Raw genomic sequence first — 22,631 nt, 5'->3', positions numbered from 1 at the left:
GAAACGCTACTACTTCTTATCTAACTCAACAAACTTATCGTAATCAATATCTTTTTGATCTAAAGTAACGATCGTTTTGATTTGCTCGAAAGTTTTTAAAGCTTTAACCTCTTCGAATGTGCGGTTTGCGTTTTCTTTTTCTTGCAAAAACTGAACTGCATATTGCGCCAATTGCTCTTCTGGAAGTGGGCTAGGGCTATACATTCTAAACTGTGCATCCAACTTAGCTTTAGCAGCTGCAACTACATCTTCATATTTAATTTCGATGCTGTTATCTTTAATGATTTTGTTTTCGATTAAAGTCCATTTAAGGTTTTTAGCGAAATCATCATAACCTTCTGCCAATTCTTCATCTGTTAATTTTTCGTTTGTTGCTTTTAACCAACGACGTAAAAATTCATCAGGTAATTCAAAATTGTGTTTAGTTAAAAGCGCCTCGTAAATATCGTTTGATAATTTACGTTCAGCATCTTGTGTAAACATAAGTTCTACTTCTTCCTGAATTTTGGCTCTGAATCCAGCTTCATCAGTAACAGTACCTTCTCCAAACAATTTATCAAAAAATTCCTGGTTTAAATCTGATTCCTCTAAACGATTTACGTTTTTAACCGTTAACTGGAAGTTTGATTTTAAATCGGCAGCATCTTCTTCAGAAATGTTTAAAGCTTTAGCAATAGCTGCAGTATCTTCAAAAACTTTCTGAATACCAACAGTTACAACATCGTCTTTCTTTAAACCCACCAATGATTTCAATACTTTTTTATCCGTAATTAAATCTAAACGAATGGTTGCAGTATTAGAAATTCCACCTTCGAAAACTGCGCCATCAGCACCTAACTGTACCAACTCAGCATATAATACATCACCTTCTTCAGCAACCTCAGGGTTAGTCATTTTACCATAACTGCGACGGATGTTTTTGATACGGCTTTCTAAAGTTTCCTGATCCGCTTTAACCACATACTGCGTAAACTTATCTTTTGAGGAAATATTTACATCAAATGCAGGTGCTAAACCCAATTCGTAATCAAATTCAAATTCATCTGTATTATCCCACTTAAACTCGCGGGCATCATCCATTTGAGGAAGTGGTTGACCTAAAATTTCTAATTTTTCCTCAGCAATGTAGTTCGATAAAGTATCGTTTAACAAGTTGTTAACCTCTTCTACCAAGATACTTTTGCCATACATTTTTTTAATGTGAGCAGCAGGAACCATTCCTTTACGGAAACCTGGTAATTGTGCTTTTTTAGCTTGGTCTTTTATTGCCTTTTCTACTTTTGCACTATAATCAGCAGGTGCGATTTTGATTTTTACAACAGCATTTAAGTTGCCGGTTTTTTCCTGTGTAATATTCATTTCTTTCTGAATCTTGTTTTTAAAAACAAAACCGTTCCGATGTTTAAATCGGAACGGCCTTTATCTTGTTGTGCGGAAGAAGGGACTCGAACCCCCACGCCGTGAAGCGCCAGATCCTAAGTCTGGTGCGGCTACCAATTACGCCACTTCCGCAGTTAGGATGTTGTAAGGACTGCAAAGATAGAAACTAGATTGAATAATCAAAAAGTATCTACCATAATTTATTAAATATTTTCGCGTAAAAAAGCTAACTGGCTAATTTTTAAGGAGAATAGTTTTTAAAAAATATTTAGAAAAGCAATAGTTATGCTACTATTTCAGCGCTGTCCTGCTTTTTGCTACAAGGCCCGATGAAAAAATCGGGCGCTTTTCGCGTCAATCAGGTTTAGCTAACTTAAAACTTTGCAACTATCTATGATTTCCTACGGCAGAATCAACAACCTACTTCATCACCACTTCCGATACTTCAATCAATTCTGGCCCACCTTCCAGCGGGTAACCTTCAACCTTAGTTCCTCTTAAAGTAACCTGTCTGTCTACATAAGTATCTAAATTCAGGCTGCTGCTCCTTAAGGCGTATGGTTTTCCACCATAAGTAATGCTATGCGTACCATATTGAAAGGTGGTCATTCCCAGCTTTGTAATTCTTCCTTCAATTGAAACGGTTTCGCCGCTGGCGGCAGACCTCATAGATCCGCAGCTAGACATGATCACTGCAAATAACGAGAGTAAAATTATTTTTTTCATAATGGGTTAATCTGGTAAGTTAAAGTTATTGATTATTAACATAAATTGTTCGATAAAGTTCTCTGGTTGGATTACAAATCCAATACTCCGCGGACTGTTGCTAGTCGGGATTTGCAATCCCGACGTTAATAAAATCCTTGAAAGGACGAGATTACAAATCTCGACCAACAATAGCTTTTGAGATTTTTTAACGTTGCTCTTCGGGATTTGTAATCCCGACGTTAATACTGGAAGGTCGAGATTACAAATCTCGACCAACTGAGAACCAGTCCAACTCAATAAAGTTCTTTTTGAAACTCAAAAAAATACTGAACAGCTTTAACCAACCTGCTGCCATACCAGCTGAACATTTCGCCATCTACCAATTTGATCGACACATTTGGGATGGCTTTCTGGATTTCTTCAATATGTTTTTCGGCGAAAGGATAAGGTTCAGAAGAAAGCAAAATCAACTGAGGATTTAAATATTTCAATTTTTCAAGCGTAATCGTCGGGTAGCGCTCATGATGAATCACATTTGTCATGCCATTTACAAGTAAAACATCATCGATAAAAGTATTTTTACCCGCAGCCATATAAGGTTTGCGCCAAATCAGGTAAGCAACCTTTTTATCGATTTGATTTTGCAAAGCCAGTGTTTTCAAATCGTTAAAGCCAGCAGAAATTAAATGGTTTAAATAACCTGCTTCAGGTTCACGATCTACCAACTCCCCTATTTGCGTGATGGTTTTCATCGCATCATTTAATGTAAAAATATCGCTCATCCAAACCGGAAAGTGCTCTGCAAGTTCTTCGATATCGCTTTGCGTATTTTCTTCCTTGTTCCCGATAATCAAATCGGGCTTCAAATCTTTAATAAGATCGATATTCAGCTTTTTCGTCCCACCAACTTTTGTGCGTGCTGCAAATTTCTCTATCGGATGAATGCAAAATTTAGTTAAACCAACAATTTCCTGGTCTAAACCTAAATCAAACAGTAGTTCAGTTTGCGAGGGCACAATCGAAACAATTCTTTTAGGAGGAAAATTAATCAGGATTTCATTCCCCATCTGATCAGTAAAAGACTTCTGCATAAACAAAGGTAATGATAGAATGCAGATTACATGACTAAATCTCCATCCATCGTTAGTTACTCAAATTAATAAGCTGAAGACTGCAAACATTACATTTAAAATCTGGTTAACCTTATAATTAAATGGTATCCCCAATGAAAAAATCTATCCTTTTGTTGACCCTAATCATGAGCATATACATGAAAATTAATGCACAACAGCTGCTTGAAGTTGCATCTTTTGAAAAAAACCAGCCTATAGGCGTAACAGTTTCTCCAGTTTCAAATCGACTATTTGTTTCATTTCCAAAACATGAACCTTACTTATATGGCTTAACTGAAATTGTAGACGGGAAGCGGAAAGCATTTCCTGACCAAGAATGGAACAAAGTGGATAGCTTGGATACAAAAAACCATTTTGTAAATGTTCAGGATTTATATGCTGATGAAAATAATTTTCTTTGGATATTGGATTCAAAACCTGCGGGTGCTTCATCAGTATTTGGCGATTCTGGAAAAAGCAAAAACGGACAGTTTAAGCTTCTAAAAATAGATTTGAAGACAGATAAGGTAGCGAGGGTTTATGAATTTAATGATCTGCCAAAAGATAAAAGCGGCTTAAATGATCTGGTAGTTGATACTGATAAAGACCTGGCTTATCTATCAGATCCTGGTTTAAGTGCCGTAGTGGTGTTGGATTTGAAATCAGGAAAGTCGAGGATAGTGCTCGAAAAAGATCAATCGACAATTGCGCAGCCAAATTTCGTTTTGAAACTTGATGGTATCGATGTGGTAGATGATAAAGGAAAGCCTTTTAATTCTAATGTTAATGGAATTGCCCTCACCAAAGACAATAAATATTTTTATTTCAGGGCGATTAATCAAACCAAACTTTACCGAATCGCTACAACATTTCTCGCAGATGAAAAGTTAGGAAAAGAAGCGCTTTCTAAAAAAGTAGAAATGGTCGCCGAAACAGGTGTATGCCACGGCATGATTGCTGACAATAAAGGGAATATTTATCTCAGTTCATCTCCTGATTATTCAATTAAATACGTATCGCCGGATGGCAAATTACATACTCTGGTAACCGATAAAAGATTAAGCTGGCCAGATTCTTTTGGAATTGGAACTGATGGTTTTCTCTACCTTAGTTGCTCTCAATTAAACCGGTTACCAAAATATAACAAAGGAAACGACAGAACAGTATATCCGTACCAGGTGTATAAAGTTAAATTGCCTTAGCATTGGCTAATTTCACATCATCTTTAATTACGCCGTCGGCAATGTGCAAAATGCGATTGCCGTAAGTGGCATTTTTCTCTGAATGTGTTACCTGTATAATGGTTATTCCATCTTCCTGATTCAACTTTTGAAACAGTTGCATAATTTCATCAGCCTGTGCAGATTGCAAATTACCCGTAGGCTCGTCGGCAAGAATAACACTTGGCTGTGCGGCTAATGCCCTGGCAATACCTACTAATTGTTGCTGTCCGCCCGAAAGTTGGTTTGGAAACAAGTCTTTTTTCGCTACAATATTAAAGCGATCCAATAAGTTAGCAATTCTACTTGCCCGTTCCGAACTTCCAACTTTTTTGTAAAGCAATGGAGCTTCTATGTTTTCGTAAACGGTCATTTCATCAATTAAATGATAGGCCTGAAATACAAAACCGATGTGGTTTCGGTACAATTCAATGCGTTTCCGTTCATTTAATGTGGTTACATCTTCTCCCATAAACTCGAAAGTGCCGTAAGTCGGTTCTTCCAACATCCCTAGGATATTAAGCAACGTAGATTTTCCGGCACCTGATGGGCCCATGATTGAAACAAATTCTCCCTGTTTAATGGTGGTGGTAACATGGCGAAGCACATAATTTTTTACGCCTTTGTTCGAATAGTATTTCTCTATATTTTTTAGCTCTATCATTTTTAATGAGTATTAAGTATTTATTATCAAGACATGCTTTCAGCTTTAGTCTTTAAACTTTATTCGTATTTCAATGCATTTACAGGATCTGTTACCGCTGCTTTTCTCGCTTGGATGCTCACAGTTAGCACCGCAATAACTATCGAGACAAGTGTGGCAAGCAGAAATGGGATAACCGGCATTTCTATCCGGTAGGCAAAACCATCCAGCCATTTTTTGATAAGAATGTAAGCAATTGGCCAGCTGATTAAATTTGCCACAACAACCAATATCAAAAATGATTTATTTAGCAGATTTACAATCTGGATGTTTGATGCGCCAAGTACTTTTCTCACAGCGATTTCTCGTGTTCTGCGTTTTGCAACAAAGGTAGAAAGTGCAAAAAGACCTAATAATGATAATGAAACCGACACCAGGCTGAACAATACAATCATATTGATAAACCTGTTGTTATCTTCCAGAATTTTATCAAAGGCATCATTCATACTCGTATAGGTCATTGGATAATCAGGATACAACGCTTTCCATTCTGCCTCTATCTTTTTAATGATTTCGACGCTGTTGGCTGCATCTAACCGAACCAGCATGTTATTGGTGGTCGACATGCCTCCTAAATGTGTTACTTTATAAATCGTTGGCATCACTGCCTTATCGAAACCTTCATTGTGATAATCTTTAATTACACCCACAATTTGAAATGTATATTTTCGATCATCACGTAATAAATCATAAGTTTTCCCAACCGGATTCTTATCAATTAACTTCGCAGCGCTTTCATTGATTACCACACTATTGGCAGTATCTTGTTTATAGTCCCTGGAAAACAACCGACCCTGCACCACCTGAACACCCAAAGCTTGCAAGGCATCCATCGTTACGGTAACCGAATTAACCGGAATTTTATTTTCTTTATAAGTAATTTCTTCGGGTGTATTAAATACATTTCCCATTACCTGTGTGCTTGTAGCAATATATTTCACTCCGGGAACTTTCCTCAACCGCTCGGCAAATTTTTCTTCGTAGTTTGATTTGATGTTAATGAGATTCCCTTTTTCAAAACCTAAATCTTTATTGCTCACATATTTCGTTTGCTGGTACATTACCCCAATGGCAATGATAAAAGTTACCGAAATCACAAATTGAAAAACGACCAGTATGTTCCTCAAGGCAATGCCTTTTAGCCCGTTTTCATAATTACCTTTTAAAACCGAAACGGGATTATAATTTGACAAAATCCATGAGGGATAAAAACCAGCAAGAAGGGTGACTAAAACAAACAGAGTAAGCAGTTGCAAAATCATCATGAATAATTGAGGATTATACCAAAAGCTTAGAGAGACATTAAAATTTTGATTAAATGCAGGTAAAACCATTTCAACCAGAACTACGCAGAGGAAAAGTGATACCATACTTTGCATCGCAGACTCCAGTAAAAACTGCGTTAATAACTGGCCTTTATATGAACCTAAAACCTTTTTAACACCAACTTCTTTCGCTCTCTGAACAGACTGTGCGGTTGCCAGATTCACAAAATTAATCATCGATACCAAAAGAAGGAAAATTGAAATTCCAACTATAGGCTTCAACTTATCTTTCCAACTGAGTTTTAAGGCCGGATTAGCATGAACATCTGAAATTTGTAAAGCACTAAGTCCTGGAGTGTTGCCGTTTTTATAAATGTCATTGTAATTTTTCTTCTCCTTCGCAAAGGCTGCTTTCTTAAAATTAACATATACATTTTGCAGCGTCTTATTCAAAGCCGTACTATCTACAGGACCATTCATTTTGGCATATACCTGGCAAAAATGTCTGTTGCTGATGTTTGCAGGATCATGATCTTGCTCGCCAGTTCTCATGATGGCATTAAAACTAACAGATTGCGGGGTTTGAGGTTCTTTCACCACACCAGTTATGGTAAACACTTGTCCGGGGTCGCTCCTCCAGATTAATAGCTTCACGGTTTTACCTAATACCTTATCGGTGCCAAATAATTTTAACGCAAGGCTTTCCTTTATCACAATTGATTTTGGGGCGTTTAATGCAGCCTCTGCACTTCCATGCAAAAACTGATAGTTAAAAACCCTGAAAAAATTACTGTCAGCATCTTTTATTTGTTTAACCAAAATTGGATCTGCCCCATTAACTTTTACGGAATAACCTGCACTCCATTCCCAATCCTGATCTACTTTTGTTACTGCAACAGCTTGCGGAATATTTTCTCTAACCAGAGAAGCCATTCTGCTATCCGTTGCTTCCTGCCAGTGTTCTTTATTATCTGGCGTAAAAAAATCATGTTTTTCGCGGATTTGATAAACATTTTCGAGTTCAGGAGTCCAGCTATCATAACTTTCTTCGTGATTAATATATAAAAGCATCAACACAAAAGCAGTTAAGCCAAGTGCTAATCCACCAATATTTATAGCAGCATAAACTTTGTTTTTCCAAAGGTTTCGCCAGGCGATTTTTAAGTTTAATTTGAACATTTTGAGAGTTTTACGTGATAAGTTTTAAGTTGTACGCACCAAAACTTACAACCTAAAACGTATTACTTATTACTTGAATTTACTCATATTTAAGTGCATCAATTGTGTTTGCCCTGGCGGCTTTAAATGACCGTAAGCTCACAGTTATTAAAGTTATTGCCATTGAAATAATCATTGCTAAAAGAAATGGCCAGAAACTAATGTCGATTCTATAAGCAAAGCCAGAAAGCCATTTTGAAACAAACAAATAAGCCAGTGGCCAGGCAACCAGGTTAGCGATGAAAACCATTATTAAAAACGACCCGTTGAGCATTTTAACCAACTCCAAGGTAGATGCGCCTAAAACTTTCCTGATGGCAACTTCTTTGGTTCTTTGCGTTGCAACGAAAGAGATTAATCCGAACAAACCGATAAAGGAAATAAAAATGATTACGCCGGCAAAAACTTTGAAAAGGGTTCCCATAATTCTTTCTCCCTCATAATAATTTTTGATTTGGTCATCTAAAAAAGCTTCATTATACACCGATTCGGGGAAAGTTTGCTGCCATATTTTAGATACAACTTTCATCGTGACCATCATCTCCTTAGCATTTAATTTTACAGCAGCATAATAGTGCCTTGCTCTTAGTGAGCCAACTAAAATCGGGTCGATATTTTCATGCAAGCTTTTATTTTTAAAATCCTGAATTACACCAACTATTGGAGCTTTCATTCCGCCCATAGAAATTGTTTTACCAATCGCCTCGTTGGGATTTCGAACATTGAGTTTTTTTAATAAGGTTTCGTTTACCAAGTATTCATTTATCGTATCAGATTTAACCAGATTTCTACCGGCTACTAGTTTTAAATCGAATGTTTTTAAATAGTCTTCATCAGCATTCTTAGTATTTACCTGAAAATCGGCGTCTTTACCTCCATTGTAAGAAAAAGTATTTCCATTATTATTTTGTGAAGATGGAGCAGTACGGCAGAAACTCACTTCTTCAACACCAGAAATTTGTTTTAATTGAGCCTTGAAAGTAGCAAAGCGAGATACAGTAGCACTGTCATTTGGTAAATCTATCATTGCAATTGCCGATGGATTGAAGCCCAATGGTTGCTCCCGAACGTATTTCATTTGTTGTAGAATTACCAGTGTACCAATGATTAAAGTTACGGTTAGCGTAAATTGTACAACAACCAAAATTTTTCTCAAATCTAAACCACCCGTATTGGCAATAACTTTATTTTTAATGGCTAACGCAGGATTAAAACCAGACATTACCATAGCCGGATAAAAACCTGCCAATAAACTCACAAACACAACCAATAATATCATAAACAGAAAGATTATCGGATGCTGGAATATGCTGAATGATATCTTTGAATTAAACAGATTCTGCATTCCCGGCAAGGCGATTTCTGTTAGTACACTTCCAATTAATAATGAAATGAATACGATTGTTAAGGTTTCAGTTAAAAATTGAATAACTAACTGGCTTCTTTGGCTTCCCATTACTTTCCTAACTCCAACTTCTTTAGACCGACTTACCGCCTGTGCAGTTGCCAGATTAATAAAATTAATAGAAGCTGTAATCATCAGAAAAAAGCCAATTATCACTAATCCGTACAATTGTTTTTTCGGCATAATGCGACCTGAGAAATTGCCAAATTTTTCGTTGTAGTGAATATCTGCCAATGGCTGGAATAAATGTCCCTCTTTACCGGGTGCTTTTTCTACATAATATTTTTTAATGAACGATGTTAATGGCCCGTTAAGTGCTTCGATGTTAACATTTGCTTTCAACTTAAAGTAACTTTCAGAACTAGAACTTACTGAACCCCAGTTCGTTAATTTAGAATCTTTAAAAGATTTGTAAGCAAGCATAATTTTTAAGGGTACTGAATTATTTTCTGCCACATCATCAATTACGCCACTCACTGTATAATTCATTTTATCATCAAAGCTGAAGCTTTTGCCTAAAGCAGTTTTCCAATCTCCAAAAAACTTATTCGCCATTTCTTTCGAAAGTACGACATGATTTGGATCTGCAAGTGAACTGAAACGTCCCGACAACCAGTTATAATTAAATACTTCAAAAAAATCAGGTTCAACATAAAAAACATTTTCAATTGTTTTTAACCTTTCTTTTCCATTAGCATCTTTAACTTTAATCATCCCTGCACTATTTTCAATAGCAGCAACTTTTTCAATGTAAGGAGAAAAATCGTTGCGTATTGCAGCAGTTAATGGTAAAGGCACACCTTGCGAATGGAACTGATTACCATCTGCATAATCCCAGGTTGAAACAATTCTGTAGATTTTATCTTCATTTTTGAAACCTTCATCAAAACTCATTTGATAGCGGATGAAAATAAAAATGAGAATACAACTGGCCATCCCGATAGATAAACCAAGAATATTGATAAGCGTATAACCTTTGTTTTTCCAAAGGTTCCGCCAGGCGATTTTTAAGTTTAATTTGAACATTGTAGTATCAAGTATTTAGTATCAAGACATTGCAAATGGCTTTAGGCCTTTTGCTTTAGGCTTTCGGCTTTATTCATATTTAAGTGCATCAACCGGATTTGCTCTTGCTACTTTCACTGACTGTATGCTAACCGTTAAAACAGCAATAATAAACGAGATGAAAAGTGCAAGCATGAAAGGCAGCACCGATATACTGATGCGGTATTCAAAGGCAGATAACCATCTATTGATGATAATATAAGCCAAAGGGAATGCGATTAGGTTGGCAATGACCACAAGTTTTATAAAATCTTTATTGAGCAAAGTAAGAATGTTACCCGTGCTGGCGCCAAGAACCTTTCGAATGCTGATTTCCTTCTTACGCTGCTCTGCCATAAACAAAGCTAAACCTAGCAAGCCCAAACAGGAAATGAAGATAGCAAAGCCACCAAACCAATTCGAAAGTGTTCCTAAAAGTTTTTCTGATTCAAATTTTTCTTCAAAAGAATCACTTACAAAAACCCGGTCTACCGGATAATCAGTATTTATACCTTTCACAATTGCATCTATTTGTGCCAGTGAAGTACTTATGTTCTGCGTTTCGTTCAACCGAACTAAAATTACACCACCACTATCGTGATATGCCCTGTTGAAAATCATTGGTGCAACTTTTTGATATGGAGATTCTGCAACGAAATCTTTCATCACACCAATAATGGTACACTTATTCTCATCATATTCAATTACAGTACCTACGGGATTTTCGAGCGCCATTATTTTAGCAGCGGCCTCGTTAATTAATACTTTGTTAGAATCTCCAGGAAATTCGACTTTAAATTCCCGACCCGCTAACATTTTTGCACCGATGGTTGAGATAAAATCATAACCGATTCCTCTCTGATTAAATAAAACTTTATCGTTTGGGTTTTTGCCTGGCCAATTGATATTTGATGTATTATTGCCACCCTCATCAATATTCATACTTAGTAGCGAAACATTTGTTGCAGCACCCGATCTTAAGAGTTGAGTTTTCAGCAGTTCGATTTTATTTGTCTTTTGTAAATTCCCCATGGCTGCCATTTGGATTAAATTTCCCTGGCTGTAACCTATTGGCTTGTTTTTAATATAGGATAGCTGCTGATAGATAACCGCAGTACAAATAATTAAGCATGCTGCAAATACAAATTGGGATACTACGAGTATTTTTCTTACCGAGAATGCCGAACCTGTTTTTAAGTTAAAACCTTTTAAAACTTTTACTGGATCGAATGAGGAAAGATAAAATGCGGGATAGCTGCCTGCCAGCAAACCTGTAAATAACACTAAAGCTACAAGAACGAGCCAATACTTCCAATCGTTGTATTGAATGATTAAATTGATCTGTAAGATTGAGTTAAAGTACGGCAAGCTAACCTCTACCAATATAAAAGCGATCACAGTTCCGATTGAAGCCAATAAAGTGCTTTCTAAAATAAACTGAGCAATTAGCGATTTCCTACTGGATCCAATTGCTTTACGGACGCCAACCTCTTTGGCTCGTTTCTCCGATCGTGCGGTAGACAAATTCATAAAATTAACGCAGGCAATAAGCAAAATGCAAATGGCCAGGATAAAGAAAATTCTAAGTTGGTCTATTTTCCCTCCAACAGATTTACCATTTTCAAACTCATTATAAAGATGTAGTTTGGATAGCGGATGCAGAAACAATTCATTTAAAAGTCCTTTTTGATTGCGCTGATAAATTCCTTTGATATCGTTATTAACCTGATTTAACAATTCACTACTTTGAAGTTGCACTATTGTCAAGCAGAAATTACTTCCCCAACCTTGTTCTTTTATCCATTTTTGGCGTTTTTCATTTAATTTCCAGGGCATTAAATAATCAAATTTGATGCTTGTATTTGCAGGTAGATCTTCAATTATTGCTTCAACTTTCAGTCCATCCTCATTATCTAGTTTTACAATTTTGCCAAGCGGATTTTGGTTTCCAAATAGTTTATCCGCCAGTGATTGCGTAAGCACAACGCTATTGATATCTTTTAATGGTTCAACCTCGTTTCCACTTAAAAATTTATAATCTAAAATTTTTAAAAATTCAGGGTCAGCGAACACACCCCTATTTTTAATTTTCTTATTGTTGTAGCTAAGCAATTGCTCAAATGGATAACTAGACCTTGCGGCATTAACTATTGAAGGATATTTTGCTTTCAATTCTGGAGCTAGCAAACCTGGCGTCCATGCCCAGCTATGAACTTTACCATTAGCCTCCATATTGGTGTGGGCTACATAGGTGGTTTTGTAATTTTTAAACTGCTTATCAAAAGCAAACTCATAAGATACATATAACAGCAGAAGCATACAGCTTGCTAATCCAATAGCTAAACCCCCAATATTTATTAGAGAGAATCCCTTATTTTTCCACAGGTTTCGCAACGCGATTTTTAAGTTTAATTTGAACATTGTAGTATCATGTATTTAGTATCAAGTATCAAGACCTTGCAAATAGCCTTAGGCTTTTTGCTTTGAGCTTTTAGCTCTATTCATATTTAAGCGCATCAACAGGGTTTCCTTTTGCGGTTCTGTAGGCCTGAAAACTTACTGTTATCAATGCCATTGTTAAGGTTCCGATTGCGGCGAGCGGCATAATCCACCAGCTAATTGTGGTGTGAAATTCGAAATTATTTAACCATTTACCCATCGCGAAATAACTGATTGGTATCGCTATTACGATTGCAACTACAATCATCTTAATAAAAGAAAAAGACAATAATTGCATCAAATTAACCACAGATGCGCCGAGCACTTTCCTTACGCCAAATTCTTTAGTGCGTTGTTCTGCACTGTACGCAACCAAGCCGAATAAACCCAAACACGAAACGAAAATTGCCAATCCGCCGAAGAGGTTAGAAAGAATGCCAAGTGTTTTTTCAGCTTTATATTTCTCCTGGTATAGGGAGTTCACGAAAATAACTTCAGTTGGATATGCCGGATTAAACGCCTTGGTAATTCTACTAATGGTTTCGACATTGCTTTGTAAATTATTTGCGTTGTTAAGGCGCATGGTAATGGTGCCGGTTTGCTTTAGGTTTATGAAAACTACTTGCGGATTGTTCGATTTATAGGGCGAATCCCAAACGTAATCATCAAACACACCTATAATATGTGCGTTTGAACCAAAAAGCGTTACTTTTTTACCAATGGGTTCCTTATATCCAAATACTTTAACAGCTGATGCGCTCACAATAACGGCACTGGTATCTGAGGCAAAGCGCTTCGAAAAATCTCTGCCCTGTAATAATTTAATACCGTTGGTTTTGATAAAATCGTAAGAGGTGGCTACCTGATTAAACATTACGGTATTTTCGGGCCTTGTCATTCCGTCCCATTTGATATCCATAAAATTTCGGCCACGATGAGAAAGGCTAACAGATGATTGATACATTGAGGTAACCGCTCCGGATTTCAACATTTCAGTTTTTAATAAATCGAATTTAGTTTTCAATTCTCCATCTTGAGGAATTTCGACTAAAGCATTTACATCAAAACCAACAGGCTTATTTTTGATGTATTGGATTTGGCGATAAATAACCAAAGTTGATATAATGAGGATAATGGCAAAACAAAATTGTCCGATAACCAATACCTGCCTTAAGCTTATATTTAAAAATCCTTTAGAAGTTATTTTTCGCTTTAGGGTTTGAATTGGGTTAAAAGCTGACAAATAAAAAGCGGGATAACTGCCAGCAATTAATCCTGTAGCCAATACGATACCTAATATACCAACCCAACTTGCTGTATTGAAATATGAAATACCCAGGTTTATATTTAGTAACTGATTAAATGCCGGAAGAGAAAGTTCTAATAAAGCAATAGCAAGTACAACCGCAACCAACGTAAGCACCATCGATTCTGTTAAAAATTGAAGAATTAACGATGAACGATTTGCCCCAATGGTTTTTTTGATACCAACTTCCTTTGCCCTTTTTTCTGATTTGGCGGTTGCCATATTCATAAAATTGATGCAGGCAATAAGTAAAATTCCAAATGCCAGACCAACAAAAAGATATATTTGGTCTATATCGCCACCCGCAGGTTTGCCGTTTTCAAACTTACCGAATAAGTGTAGTTTACTGGCCTGATAAAGAAAATGTGGCTGTGATTGCGAATTTTGTGGTGCATTAGCTTTAACCAAAGCTTCAATTTTACGATTTACCAAATCAATATTTGCATCTGGATTTAAAGATACCATGGTTACGAAACTGTAGTTGTTCCAATTCAAATCTTTAGCGCTACCATCTACAATTTCGTAAAAAGACCATGGCATTAAAAAATCAAAACGGTTAGAACTATTTTCTGGTAAATCTTTAATTACAGCGGTGATGATGAGGTTTTCCTTATCCTGATAACGAACAGATTTATTTAAAACATCAGTTGTTCCGAACAAAGTTTTTGCTGTACTTTCTGTTAAAATAACTGACAATGGATTTATAAGCGCTGTTTTTGCATCGCCTGAAATAAACTCATAATCGTACATTTTGAGGATATCTGGTTCGGCAAATTTCGAATCTTTTTTATAACTGTTTTGTCCGTTGGCAATTAAACTTTTTTTGCCATAATCCATGCGGGCAATATATTTAACCTCTGGTAAATATTGTTTCAAGAGTGGCGCCAAAGCAGTGGTAGTCCCATTAAAGGTTCCGGCAATTTTATTGCCTTCGCCCGGAACATTTGTCATTGCTACAAAAACATTTGCAGAATTTTTGGCCTGTTTATCAAAATTCCATTCATAAGAAACGTACAATAACAGCATTAAACAAGCTGCAAGACCAATTGCTAAACCGATTACATTAATAAAAGAAGAAGTTTTGTTCTTCCACAGGTTACGCAAGGCGATTTTTAAGTTTAATTTGAACATTGTAGTATCAAGTATTTAGTATCAAGTATCAAGACCTTGCAAATAGCCTTAGGCTTTTTGCTTTGAGCTTTTAGCTCTATTCATATTTCAAAGCATCAACCGGGTTAGCTTTTACAGCTTTTTTAGCCTGAAAACTAACGGTGATTACAGTTAATAAAATGGTGATTAATGCGCTGCTGATAAATGGCAGTACCGGCAAATCGATTCTATAGGCAAATGTTTCGAGCCATTTGTTAGTTAGAACGTATGCGATAGGCCAGGAAATTAAATTAGCTATAAGCACCATCATAAAAAATGAAGTGTTAATCAGTTTAAAAATTTGAATATCACTTGCACCTAAAATTTTACGAACCGCTATTTCTTTAATTCTACCATTGGTAATGTATTTTGCAAAAGCAAAAAGGCCTAAAATGGCGATAGATATGGTTAACAAAGCCGCAGCAAAAAATACAGATTGCAGCTGCTCTTGTTTCTTGAAGAGCCTACCATAAAGTCCATCTAAAAATTCATATCTAAAATCCTCACCATCTTTTGGATTAATTTGAGACCATTGAGATTTTAATGTTGCCAACGCTGCTGCCATTTTATTCTGCTCAATTTTCAGCAAAATTTCAGTTTTGAAACTTCCACAAGGGTCTTTTATGGTGTAAATGGTTGGCTGAACGGCAGTTTCAAAGCCTTGCGTTTTAAAATCTTTAATTACTCCAACTATTTTATAATCAATGTTGCAACCAGTTATAATCTGACTGATGGGATTTTTAATTCCATATTTTGCAAGAGCACTTTCGTTTATAATAGCAGCGTTCGCGGTATCAGTTTTAAATGCATTCGAAAAAAAGCGGCCATCTTTTAACTTAATATCAAGTGTTTCGAAATAATCAAAATCTACATTTACGAAATCTATATTTGCTTTTACGCCATTTGCTTTATAGTTATTGATTCCGTTTGTTCCCCCAGGAATAAAAGAAGCCACAGTTGCCGATTTTACTCCAGGAATTTTCAGTAATTTTTCTCTCACTGGCTCAAAACTTAGTGAACCAAATTTTGCAGGATTATTGAAGAGCGTTAAATTTTTGATATAAACAACTTGATTTGCTGTAAAACCTAAATCCTGGCTTCGCATATATTTTAATTGCGAATTGATAATCAATACACCAATAATAAAAATTACGGCAATGCTAAACTGAAAGACCAATAGTCCGTTTCTCAGCCAGGAAGTTTGTCGACTGGTAGAAAAATTCCCTTTTAAAACCAAAGCAGGTTTAAAACCAGATAAAACCATTGCCGGGTAAATCCCCGCAATAAGGGTTATTAAAACTAAAATTAACGGCATTTGCCAAAACAGACTATTATCGAAATGCCAGATAGATAGTTGCACCTGAAATAGATTGGTAAAACTTGGCAATGCTAATTCAGCCAGAATTAAAGCCAAAATGATAGCTGCGAAACATTGCATTAAAATCTCTATCAAAAACTGAGTTGCCAATTGAAAACGGAAAGCACCCATTACTTTTTTCACTCCAACTTCTTTAGCACGTTTGGCAGCCTGTGCAATACTCAAGTTGGTGAAATTGATACACGCAATAAGCAAAATCAATATCCCTAAAGTTGAAAGTGCTATTAGTATTTTATAAGCAGCATCGCTACCTGCTTTTGGCTTTAAATGCTGGTTGGAGAGTGGATCGAGAAATGTTGAAATACCTTTTATTTCTTCACTTTTTTTATCTTTTTTACTTTGTAATAATTCGGTTCTATATAAGTTGGATATTTTTTGTTGTAAACTTTTTAAATCAACCCCTGGTTTTAATTGTAAATAAATGCTGTAATCATTCATATCATAATTATCGCCTTTACCTAATTCGTTGCCAATAGAAACACCATCAAAAGTAAAGTTAGAATGTACATCGTTTTTAATTGAACCTGCAATTGTCCCTGTTATCCCAGAATTACTTGCTCCAAACCCTACCAGTTCTGGCTTATTATCTTTTTTACTTGGAAAAAGCGTTTTCATGCTTTCGGTACTTAGGTAAGTAAGCCTTTCTACATCGCCTGCTGGCCTAACCAAACCACCATCCGGATTTATATTTAAAATTTTAGCTGCATTGTAATCAACAACTAGAATTTTTCTCGTAAAAAGTGAGTTTTTCCCATTTTTAATTGTTAGTTCAAAAGAGCTATCTTTTGTCAAACCTACTGACTCAACTTCAGGAAAATTTTGCTTAATGGCTACTGCAAATGGTGCTGCAACGTAATTGGTTTTGAATTCCGGATAGGCTACTCCAACTACATAAATATTTTTATAGTTGGGGTTTGATTTATCGTAGCTGGTTTCATACGTAAAATACATCATTACCAAAATAAACGCAGCCAAAGCAATCGCTAAACCACCAACATTAATTAACGTGATTCCTTTGTTTCTCCAAAGATTCCGCAACGCGATTTTTAAGTTTAATTTGAACATTGTAGTATCAAGTATTTAGTATCGAGTATCAAGACCCAGCAAATAGCCTTAGGCTTTTTGCTTTGAGCTTTCAGCTCTATTCATATTTCAAAGCATCAACCGGATTAGCTTTTGCCACTTTTACCGATTGTATACTTACTGTTAGAATGGCAATAAGGACAGATAATGCAACCGCAATTAAAAAAGGTAAAGCAGATATTGATATCCGATATTCAAAAGCAGATAACCATTTATTGATGATGATGTACGCTATCGGGAAAGCGATTAAGTTGGCGATAGCAACCAGTTTGATAAAATCTTTATTTAGCAGCGTTAAAATACTTGTTGTATTTGCACCCAAAACTTTACGGATACTGATTTCTTTTTTCCTTTGTTCTGCCATGAAAAGTGCTAAACCCAATAGGCCAAGGCAAGAAATAAAGATTGCAAAACCACCGAACCAGTTTGAAAGTGTTCCTAAAAGCTTTTCGTTTTGAAATTTAAGTTCAAATCCTTCATCTACAAATTTTCTGTTTACCGGGTAATCAGGTTCTATTTGTTTAACCAATTCATCAATTTTTGAAATAGAGGTACTGATGTTTTGATTTGAGTTTAACCGAACAATAATAACCTGTATATCATCCATATAACTCGGATAAAATACCATTGGTGCAACTTTCTGATAAGCGCTTTCTACAACAAAATCTTTCACCACAGCTACATTTGTTTTTTCTGTTCCCCAATACCTAATTTTCGCTCCTATTGGATTTTTAAGTCCCATCATTTTAACAGCGGCTTCATTAAGCATAATGTTGTTGCTATCGCTTTTAACTGTTGAAGAAATTTCCCTTCCGGCCACCAAGTTTGTGCCTATGGTTTTAATAAAGTCATCACCAATTCCTCTATTGTTAAATAAAATCGATTCTCCTTCGGTTTTACCTTCCCAATTAACATCAGTTGTGTTGTTTCCGCTTTCGGTGATGTCTTTACTAAAGGTTGTTACGCTGCTTGCTGCCCCAGATTTTAACAGTTGCGTTTTGAGTAATTCGAGTTTGCTTTTTTCGCCAACCTTGCCGCTAACTGCAATTTGAACCAGATTAGATTTATCGTATCCGATTGGTTTGTTTTTTACATAATTAAGCTGCTGATAAATAACTGATGTACAAACAATTAAACACGCTGCAAAAACGAATTGAACCACCACCAGAACTTTTCTGATGGAAACAGAAGAATCTGTTTTGATTTTTAAACCTTTTAATACTTTTATCGGTTCGAATGATGATAAATAAAGTGCTGGGTAGCTTCCAGCCATAAAGCCGGTAAAAACCATTAAGCCTAAAAGTGTAAACCAAAAAGTTAAACTTTTATAATCAATTTGTAATGCGATGTTTAGCAGATTATTGAAGTATGGCAAACTTACTTCCACCAAAATAAAAGCCATAACACCCGAAATAATGGTTACAAAAACCGACTCGAGTAAAAACTGCCCTACTAAAGATTTCCGTGTCGAGCCTATTGCTTTACGAATGCCTACTTCCTTGGCACGACGCTCAGACCTAGCCGTAGATAAGTTCATGAAATTTACACAGGCAATCAACAAAATACAGAAAGCCAATAGTAGAAATATTTTCAGTTGCTCAATTTTCCCACCAACTGATTTCCCATTTTGGAAATCATCGTACAAGTGCCATTTCGTATAAGGGTGCAATAAAGCTTCGGCTGTATTTCCTTGCTGGTTTCTTTTGTAAATGTTTTTAATGCTTGCATTTGCAGCCTCAAAAAATCGATTATCTTTCAACTGAGCCACAGTTAAACACATATTATTGCCCCAGTTTTTTTCTTTTGCCCACGGTTCTCGTTTTTCAAAAAGTGCCCAGGGCATTAAACATTCAAAAATTATCGAGTTGTTTGCAGGGATATCTTCAATTATGGCCTCAACTTTTAAAACATCCTTATTATCAAGTTTGAGCGTTTTATTTATGGGGTCTTCATTACCAAACAATTTTTTCGCAAAAGATTCTGTCAGAATAATAGAATTAACATTTTTTAAAGCCTCTTGAGGATTGCCCTTGATAAATTTATAATCAAATATTTTAATGAAAGATGGGTCAGCAAAATTTACTCTCGAGTTGATTCTTTTATCACCAATGGAAATTAATTTTGTAGACGGATAAGTACTGTGTGATGCATATTTAATACCCGGTATTTTAGCGGCAACTTCTTCGGCCATTGCATTTGGTGTCCACGCCCAGCTAAAAATTTTACCATTTGCAGGAGCATTCTGATAAATTACATAAGTTTTATCACTATTGGCAAACCCCTTATCAAAACTCCATTCGTAGGCTACATATAGCAGCAATATCATACAGCTTGCTAGTCCAATGGCCAATCCTCCGATATTGATCAGAGAAAATCCTTTATTTTTCCAAAGGTTTCGCAATGCGATTTTTAAATTTAATTTGAACATTTTTTTGAAGTATTACGCGGTCAGTTTTAAGTTGTAAGTACAGCACGTAAAACTTATAACGTACTACTTTTAACCTTTTAGTGCCTGATCCGAATCTTCCCATCCAGGAAGATTCGATTGGCTATCATTAAACTAAAACTATTTTTAGGGTTGAAAATTTGTACTGAACTTTAAAGCGACCAGCCTTGTAAAAGATAACTCGCAACCTTTAACTCAATTAAATCAACTCTTCGTTTCTGCTTTTATTTATCTTTTCAGAAATCACGTGGCCATCTTTCAGGTTGATGATTCTGTTTGAAAAACTTGCATCATGGCTCGAGTGTGTTACCATTACAATCGTTGTTCCGGTTTCATTTAATTCGCAAAGTAATTCCATCACTTCATTACCATGCGAACTATCCAGGTTTCCTGTAGGCTCATCGGCTAAAACCAATTTCGGTTTGGTAACTAATGCCCTTGCAACCGCTACACGCTGCTGCTGACCACCAGAAAGCTGTTGCGGAAAGTGACCGCTTCGGTTAACGATGTTCATCCTTTCAATGATTTCATTAACCAATTTCTTGCGTTCCCCCGCTGGGATTTTGTTGTAAATGAGTGGCAGTTCTATGTTTTCGAAAACGGTTAACTCATCAATTAAGTTAAAATTCTGAAAAACAAAACCCATATTTCGCTTACGGAAATTTGAGCGCTCTTTATCGTTTAAGGTTAAAAGTTCGGTATCAATAAACTTGTAGCTGCCGCTTTCAGGTTTATCTAACAAACCCATCACGTTTAATAAGGTTGATTTTCCACAACCAGAAGGACCCATTATCGAAACGAATTCGCCTTCTTTTACGTGAAGATTGATTCCGTTTAGTGCTGTAGTTTCCACTTCTTCGGTTTTGTAAACTTTTTCCAGGTTTTCTATTTTAATCATGAGGCAACTTATTTGATGGTTAGTTTAATATTGTTTTTTTGGGCGTTTTTCAATTCTACATCAAAATCCTTTATGCCGAGTTTTTTGTGGTAAATTTTGAATGTATATAATCCAGGTTGCAATTGTAACTCGCTAGTTTCTGGTTTTAATGCTAAATTAATTTTGAGTTTCCCCTCTTTTTTCAATTCAACTTTTTCGAGCATCGCTAAATCTCCTATTATTGTGAAATCAGCTTTGGCCGTCTTTGCATCAGCATCTTTTCCCGATTTACTGTAAATATTCATTTCATAGTTTACGCCATCCTTATTATCAATCCAGTTGGCCTCCTTTTTAAAGATACTTTGCGCATTTGCTAAAAAAGAAAAGCAAGCTAAAATCGTAGTTATCAAAAATCTATTCATGTGATCTATTTATTAATTTCTACCTGATCGTATTGGTTAAATTGGTCGTAAGACGAAGTAATTACTTGATCGCCTTTAGCCAAACCTTCTAAAATCTCATAATACAGGTAATTTTTTCTGCCGATTTTAACGTTTTTCTTAATTGCTTTACCATTGTTTACCACAAATACCCACGAACCGCCTGTACTTTGGAAAAACTGACCCTGAGCAAGCAGTAAAGATTTGCTGTTATCAGATAAAGTTAATTTTGTTTGTAACGATAAACCGCGGCGTAATCCATCTGGTGCAGCACCTTTAAAAATCATTTCAACCTGAAACTGCCCTGCAGTAACCTCTGGAATTACCTTGCTAACAGTTAAGTTGTATGTTTTGCCGTTAAATTCGCAAGTAGCAGTTTGCCCTTCTTTAACCCGGTTAATGTAATATTCATCAACACCAGCCTGTAGCTTATACCCTTGTAAAACATCAATTTTTCCAATCATCTCATTTGAATTGTATGATTTACCAATAACCGGGTCGTACGATGATAATTTACCGGAAACTGGCGCTTTAATTGTCATGTTTTCGATGTTACGACGAATCATTTCCAGGCTTTCATTCATCTGCCCCATCGATTGGTCGATTTGAGAAAGTTGCATCTTACGGCTTTGGTTTTCTTGTTTTATGGCCTGACGAACAATTTTAAGTTTACCCTGATAATACTCGTAATCCTGGCTCGACTTATTAAATTCTTGCTGTGTGATCACTTTTTTTGCAAACAAAGCACTATCAATTCTATACTGTCGGATTGCTGTACGAAGATTGTTTTCTACGTCTAAAACATCCTGGTTCAGTATCCTTTGATTTTGCTCTAAGTCTAATCTCGATTTACGCAACTGATTAATTTGTTCGGTAGCTGCCGTTTGCTGAGAGGTGTATCCCATCATGGCGTTTGAGTTTTCTATTCTCAAAAGTGGTGTTCCTTTTACGACAGACGCACCATTTTCTGTAAAAATCTGAGCAACTGTACCACCTTCTGATGAACTTACAATTACTGAAGTTAACGGAACAACACTTGCATTTAGTAAAACCACATCTTCAAAATCTCCATATTCAACCTTGCTAACGGTTAATTTATCGGCATCGGCACTATAAGTCTTTTTTAAAGATAAAGTATATCCATAGATTACAACTGCCACAAAAGCAATTGCTCCACCTAATATTAAAAGGGTTTTGGTGCTAAATCTTTTCTTCTCTATTTTTTTATCCATTGTTTGGTAAGCTGTTCGGTTGCTTAATAACCAAGCTTGTGCCAATCACCCCAAACACAAATAAATAACTAATAATCAAATACTTAAAAATTTTTATATTTTTATGGTGTTCGTTATCGAACAGTTTATGTGCGGGAGCGGACAGTTTGGTTAAATTTACCCCCGGCCCGCTGAAGGGGGAGTTACAGGCGAGATGGAATTGTAATATTTAATATAGCCATTTAAT

14 protein-coding genes and 1 tRNA gene are annotated in these 22,631 nt (G+C 36.0%); 1 reads left to right on the top strand and 14 read right to left on the bottom strand.

The annotated features are described in order from the left end of the window. Nucleotides 1-9: 9 nt before the first annotated feature. From tig to R2Q70_RS08775, 4 genes are all read right to left on the bottom strand, one after another. A complete protein-coding gene (gene tig, locus R2Q70_RS08790; protein WP_316807232.1) occupies nucleotides 10-1,359 on the bottom strand; it encodes a trigger factor in 1,350 nt (449 codons plus the stop codon). A gap of 71 nt (nucleotides 1,360-1,430) precedes the next feature. Further along, a tRNA-Leu gene (locus R2Q70_RS08785) sits at nucleotides 1,431-1,512 on the bottom strand. A 288-nt stretch (nucleotides 1,513-1,800) separates the two neighbouring features. Next, nucleotides 1,801-2,106 carry a hypothetical protein gene (locus R2Q70_RS08780; protein ID WP_316807231.1) on the bottom strand — a complete coding sequence of 102 codons (306 nt, stop codon included), beginning with the start codon at nucleotides 2,104-2,106 and terminating at the stop codon, nucleotides 1,801-1,803. Nucleotides 2,107-2,381: 275 nt separating this feature from the next. Next, nucleotides 2,382-3,179 carry a helical backbone metal receptor gene (locus R2Q70_RS08775; RefSeq protein ID WP_316807230.1) on the bottom strand — a complete coding sequence of 266 codons (798 nt, stop codon included), beginning with the start codon at nucleotides 3,177-3,179 and terminating at the stop codon, nucleotides 2,382-2,384. 134 nt (nucleotides 3,180-3,313) lie between these two features. Here R2Q70_RS08775 and R2Q70_RS08770 point away from each other — a divergent pair, with 134 nt between their 5' ends. Next, nucleotides 3,314-4,402: an L-dopachrome tautomerase-related protein gene (locus R2Q70_RS08770; protein ID WP_316807229.1), complete on the top strand. Its 1,089-nt coding sequence runs from the start codon at nucleotides 3,314-3,316 to the stop codon at nucleotides 4,400-4,402. Here the strand turns inward: R2Q70_RS08770 and R2Q70_RS08765 are convergent. The 10 genes from R2Q70_RS08765 to R2Q70_RS08720 all read right to left on the bottom strand — a co-directional run bounded on the left by R2Q70_RS08765 (nucleotide 4,389) and on the right by R2Q70_RS08720 (nucleotide 22,405). Then, a complete protein-coding gene (locus R2Q70_RS08765) occupies nucleotides 4,389-5,084 on the bottom strand; it encodes an ABC transporter ATP-binding protein (protein WP_316807228.1) in 696 nt (231 codons plus the stop codon). The two genes, R2Q70_RS08770 and R2Q70_RS08765, sit on opposite strands and share 14 nt — an antisense overlap. Nucleotides 5,085-5,143: 59 nt before the next feature. Beyond that, complete coding sequence (locus R2Q70_RS08760; protein ID WP_316807227.1) at nucleotides 5,144-7,567, bottom strand: ABC transporter permease; 2,424 nt, start codon at nucleotides 7,565-7,567, stop codon at nucleotides 5,144-5,146. Between the two features lie 79 nt (nucleotides 7,568-7,646). After that, the gene (locus tag R2Q70_RS08755) at nucleotides 7,647-10,037 is read right to left on the bottom strand and encodes an ABC transporter permease (protein ID WP_316807226.1); all 2,391 of its coding nucleotides are present in this window, start codon (nucleotides 10,035-10,037) and stop codon (nucleotides 7,647-7,649) included. Between the two features lie 69 nt (nucleotides 10,038-10,106). Next, nucleotides 10,107-12,476, bottom strand: coding sequence for an ABC transporter permease (locus R2Q70_RS08750; RefSeq protein WP_316807225.1), 2,370 nt, complete (start codon nucleotides 12,474-12,476; stop codon nucleotides 10,107-10,109). Nucleotides 12,477-12,552: 76 nt separating this feature from the next. Continuing rightward, nucleotides 12,553-14,931 carry an ABC transporter permease gene (locus R2Q70_RS08745; protein ID WP_316807224.1) on the bottom strand — a complete coding sequence of 793 codons (2,379 nt, stop codon included), beginning with the start codon at nucleotides 14,929-14,931 and terminating at the stop codon, nucleotides 12,553-12,555. A 76-nt stretch (nucleotides 14,932-15,007) separates the two neighbouring features. Beyond that, a complete protein-coding gene (locus R2Q70_RS08740) occupies nucleotides 15,008-17,392 on the bottom strand; it encodes an ABC transporter permease (RefSeq protein WP_316807223.1) in 2,385 nt (794 codons plus the stop codon). Nucleotides 17,393-17,468: 76 nt separating this feature from the next. After that, entirely contained in the window at nucleotides 17,469-19,838 is a 2,370-nt protein-coding gene (locus tag R2Q70_RS08735) for an ABC transporter permease (RefSeq protein ID WP_316807222.1), read from the bottom strand. 217 nt (nucleotides 19,839-20,055) lie between these two features. Next, the gene (locus tag R2Q70_RS08730) at nucleotides 20,056-20,754 is read right to left on the bottom strand and encodes an ABC transporter ATP-binding protein (protein WP_316807221.1); all 699 of its coding nucleotides are present in this window, start codon (nucleotides 20,752-20,754) and stop codon (nucleotides 20,056-20,058) included. A gap of 8 nt (nucleotides 20,755-20,762) precedes the next feature. Further along, nucleotides 20,763-21,155, bottom strand: coding sequence for a hypothetical protein (locus tag R2Q70_RS08725; protein WP_316807220.1), 393 nt, complete (start codon nucleotides 21,153-21,155; stop codon nucleotides 20,763-20,765). Between the two features lie 5 nt (nucleotides 21,156-21,160). Continuing rightward, nucleotides 21,161-22,405 carry an efflux RND transporter periplasmic adaptor subunit gene (locus R2Q70_RS08720; protein WP_316807219.1) on the bottom strand — a complete coding sequence of 415 codons (1,245 nt, stop codon included), beginning with the start codon at nucleotides 22,403-22,405 and terminating at the stop codon, nucleotides 21,161-21,163. Between the last annotated feature and the right edge of the window lie 226 nt (nucleotides 22,406-22,631).

This window comes from Pedobacter agri, assembly GCF_032678665.1.
In the GTDB taxonomy this organism is placed as follows: domain Bacteria; phylum Bacteroidota; class Bacteroidia; order Sphingobacteriales; family Sphingobacteriaceae; genus Pedobacter; species Pedobacter agri_A.
The sequence above is the reverse complement of the archived record's forward strand: the minus strand, read 5'-3'. Positions and strand labels throughout refer to the sequence as shown.

Coding starts and splice junctions, on each gene's coding strand:
- tig (WP_316807232.1), bottom strand. CDS start 1,359: ATGAATATTACACAGGAAAAAACCGGCAACTTAAATGCTGTTGTAAAA.
- R2Q70_RS08780 (WP_316807231.1), bottom strand. CDS start 2,106: ATGAAAAAAATAATTTTACTCTCGTTATTTGCAGTGATCATGTCTAGC.
- R2Q70_RS08775 (WP_316807230.1), bottom strand. CDS start 3,179: ATGCAGAAGTCTTTTACTGATCAGATGGGGAATGAAATCCTGATTAAT.
- R2Q70_RS08770 (WP_316807229.1), top strand. CDS start 3,314: ATGAAAAAATCTATCCTTTTGTTGACCCTAATCATGAGCATATACATG.
- R2Q70_RS08765 (WP_316807228.1), bottom strand. CDS start 5,084: ATGATAGAGCTAAAAAATATAGAGAAATACTATTCGAACAAAGGCGTA.
- R2Q70_RS08760 (WP_316807227.1), bottom strand. CDS start 7,567: ATGTTCAAATTAAACTTAAAAATCGCCTGGCGAAACCTTTGGAAAAAC.
- R2Q70_RS08755 (WP_316807226.1), bottom strand. CDS start 10,037: ATGTTCAAATTAAACTTAAAAATCGCCTGGCGGAACCTTTGGAAAAAC.
- R2Q70_RS08750 (WP_316807225.1), bottom strand. CDS start 12,476: ATGTTCAAATTAAACTTAAAAATCGCGTTGCGAAACCTGTGGAAAAAT.
- R2Q70_RS08745 (WP_316807224.1), bottom strand. CDS start 14,931: ATGTTCAAATTAAACTTAAAAATCGCCTTGCGTAACCTGTGGAAGAAC.
- R2Q70_RS08740 (WP_316807223.1), bottom strand. CDS start 17,392: ATGTTCAAATTAAACTTAAAAATCGCGTTGCGGAATCTTTGGAGAAAC.
- R2Q70_RS08735 (WP_316807222.1), bottom strand. CDS start 19,838: ATGTTCAAATTAAATTTAAAAATCGCATTGCGAAACCTTTGGAAAAAT.
- R2Q70_RS08730 (WP_316807221.1), bottom strand. CDS start 20,754: ATGATTAAAATAGAAAACCTGGAAAAAGTTTACAAAACCGAAGAAGTG.
- R2Q70_RS08725 (WP_316807220.1), bottom strand. CDS start 21,155: ATGAATAGATTTTTGATAACTACGATTTTAGCTTGCTTTTCTTTTTTA.
- R2Q70_RS08720 (WP_316807219.1), bottom strand. CDS start 22,405: ATGGATAAAAAAATAGAGAAGAAAAGATTTAGCACCAAAACCCTTTTA.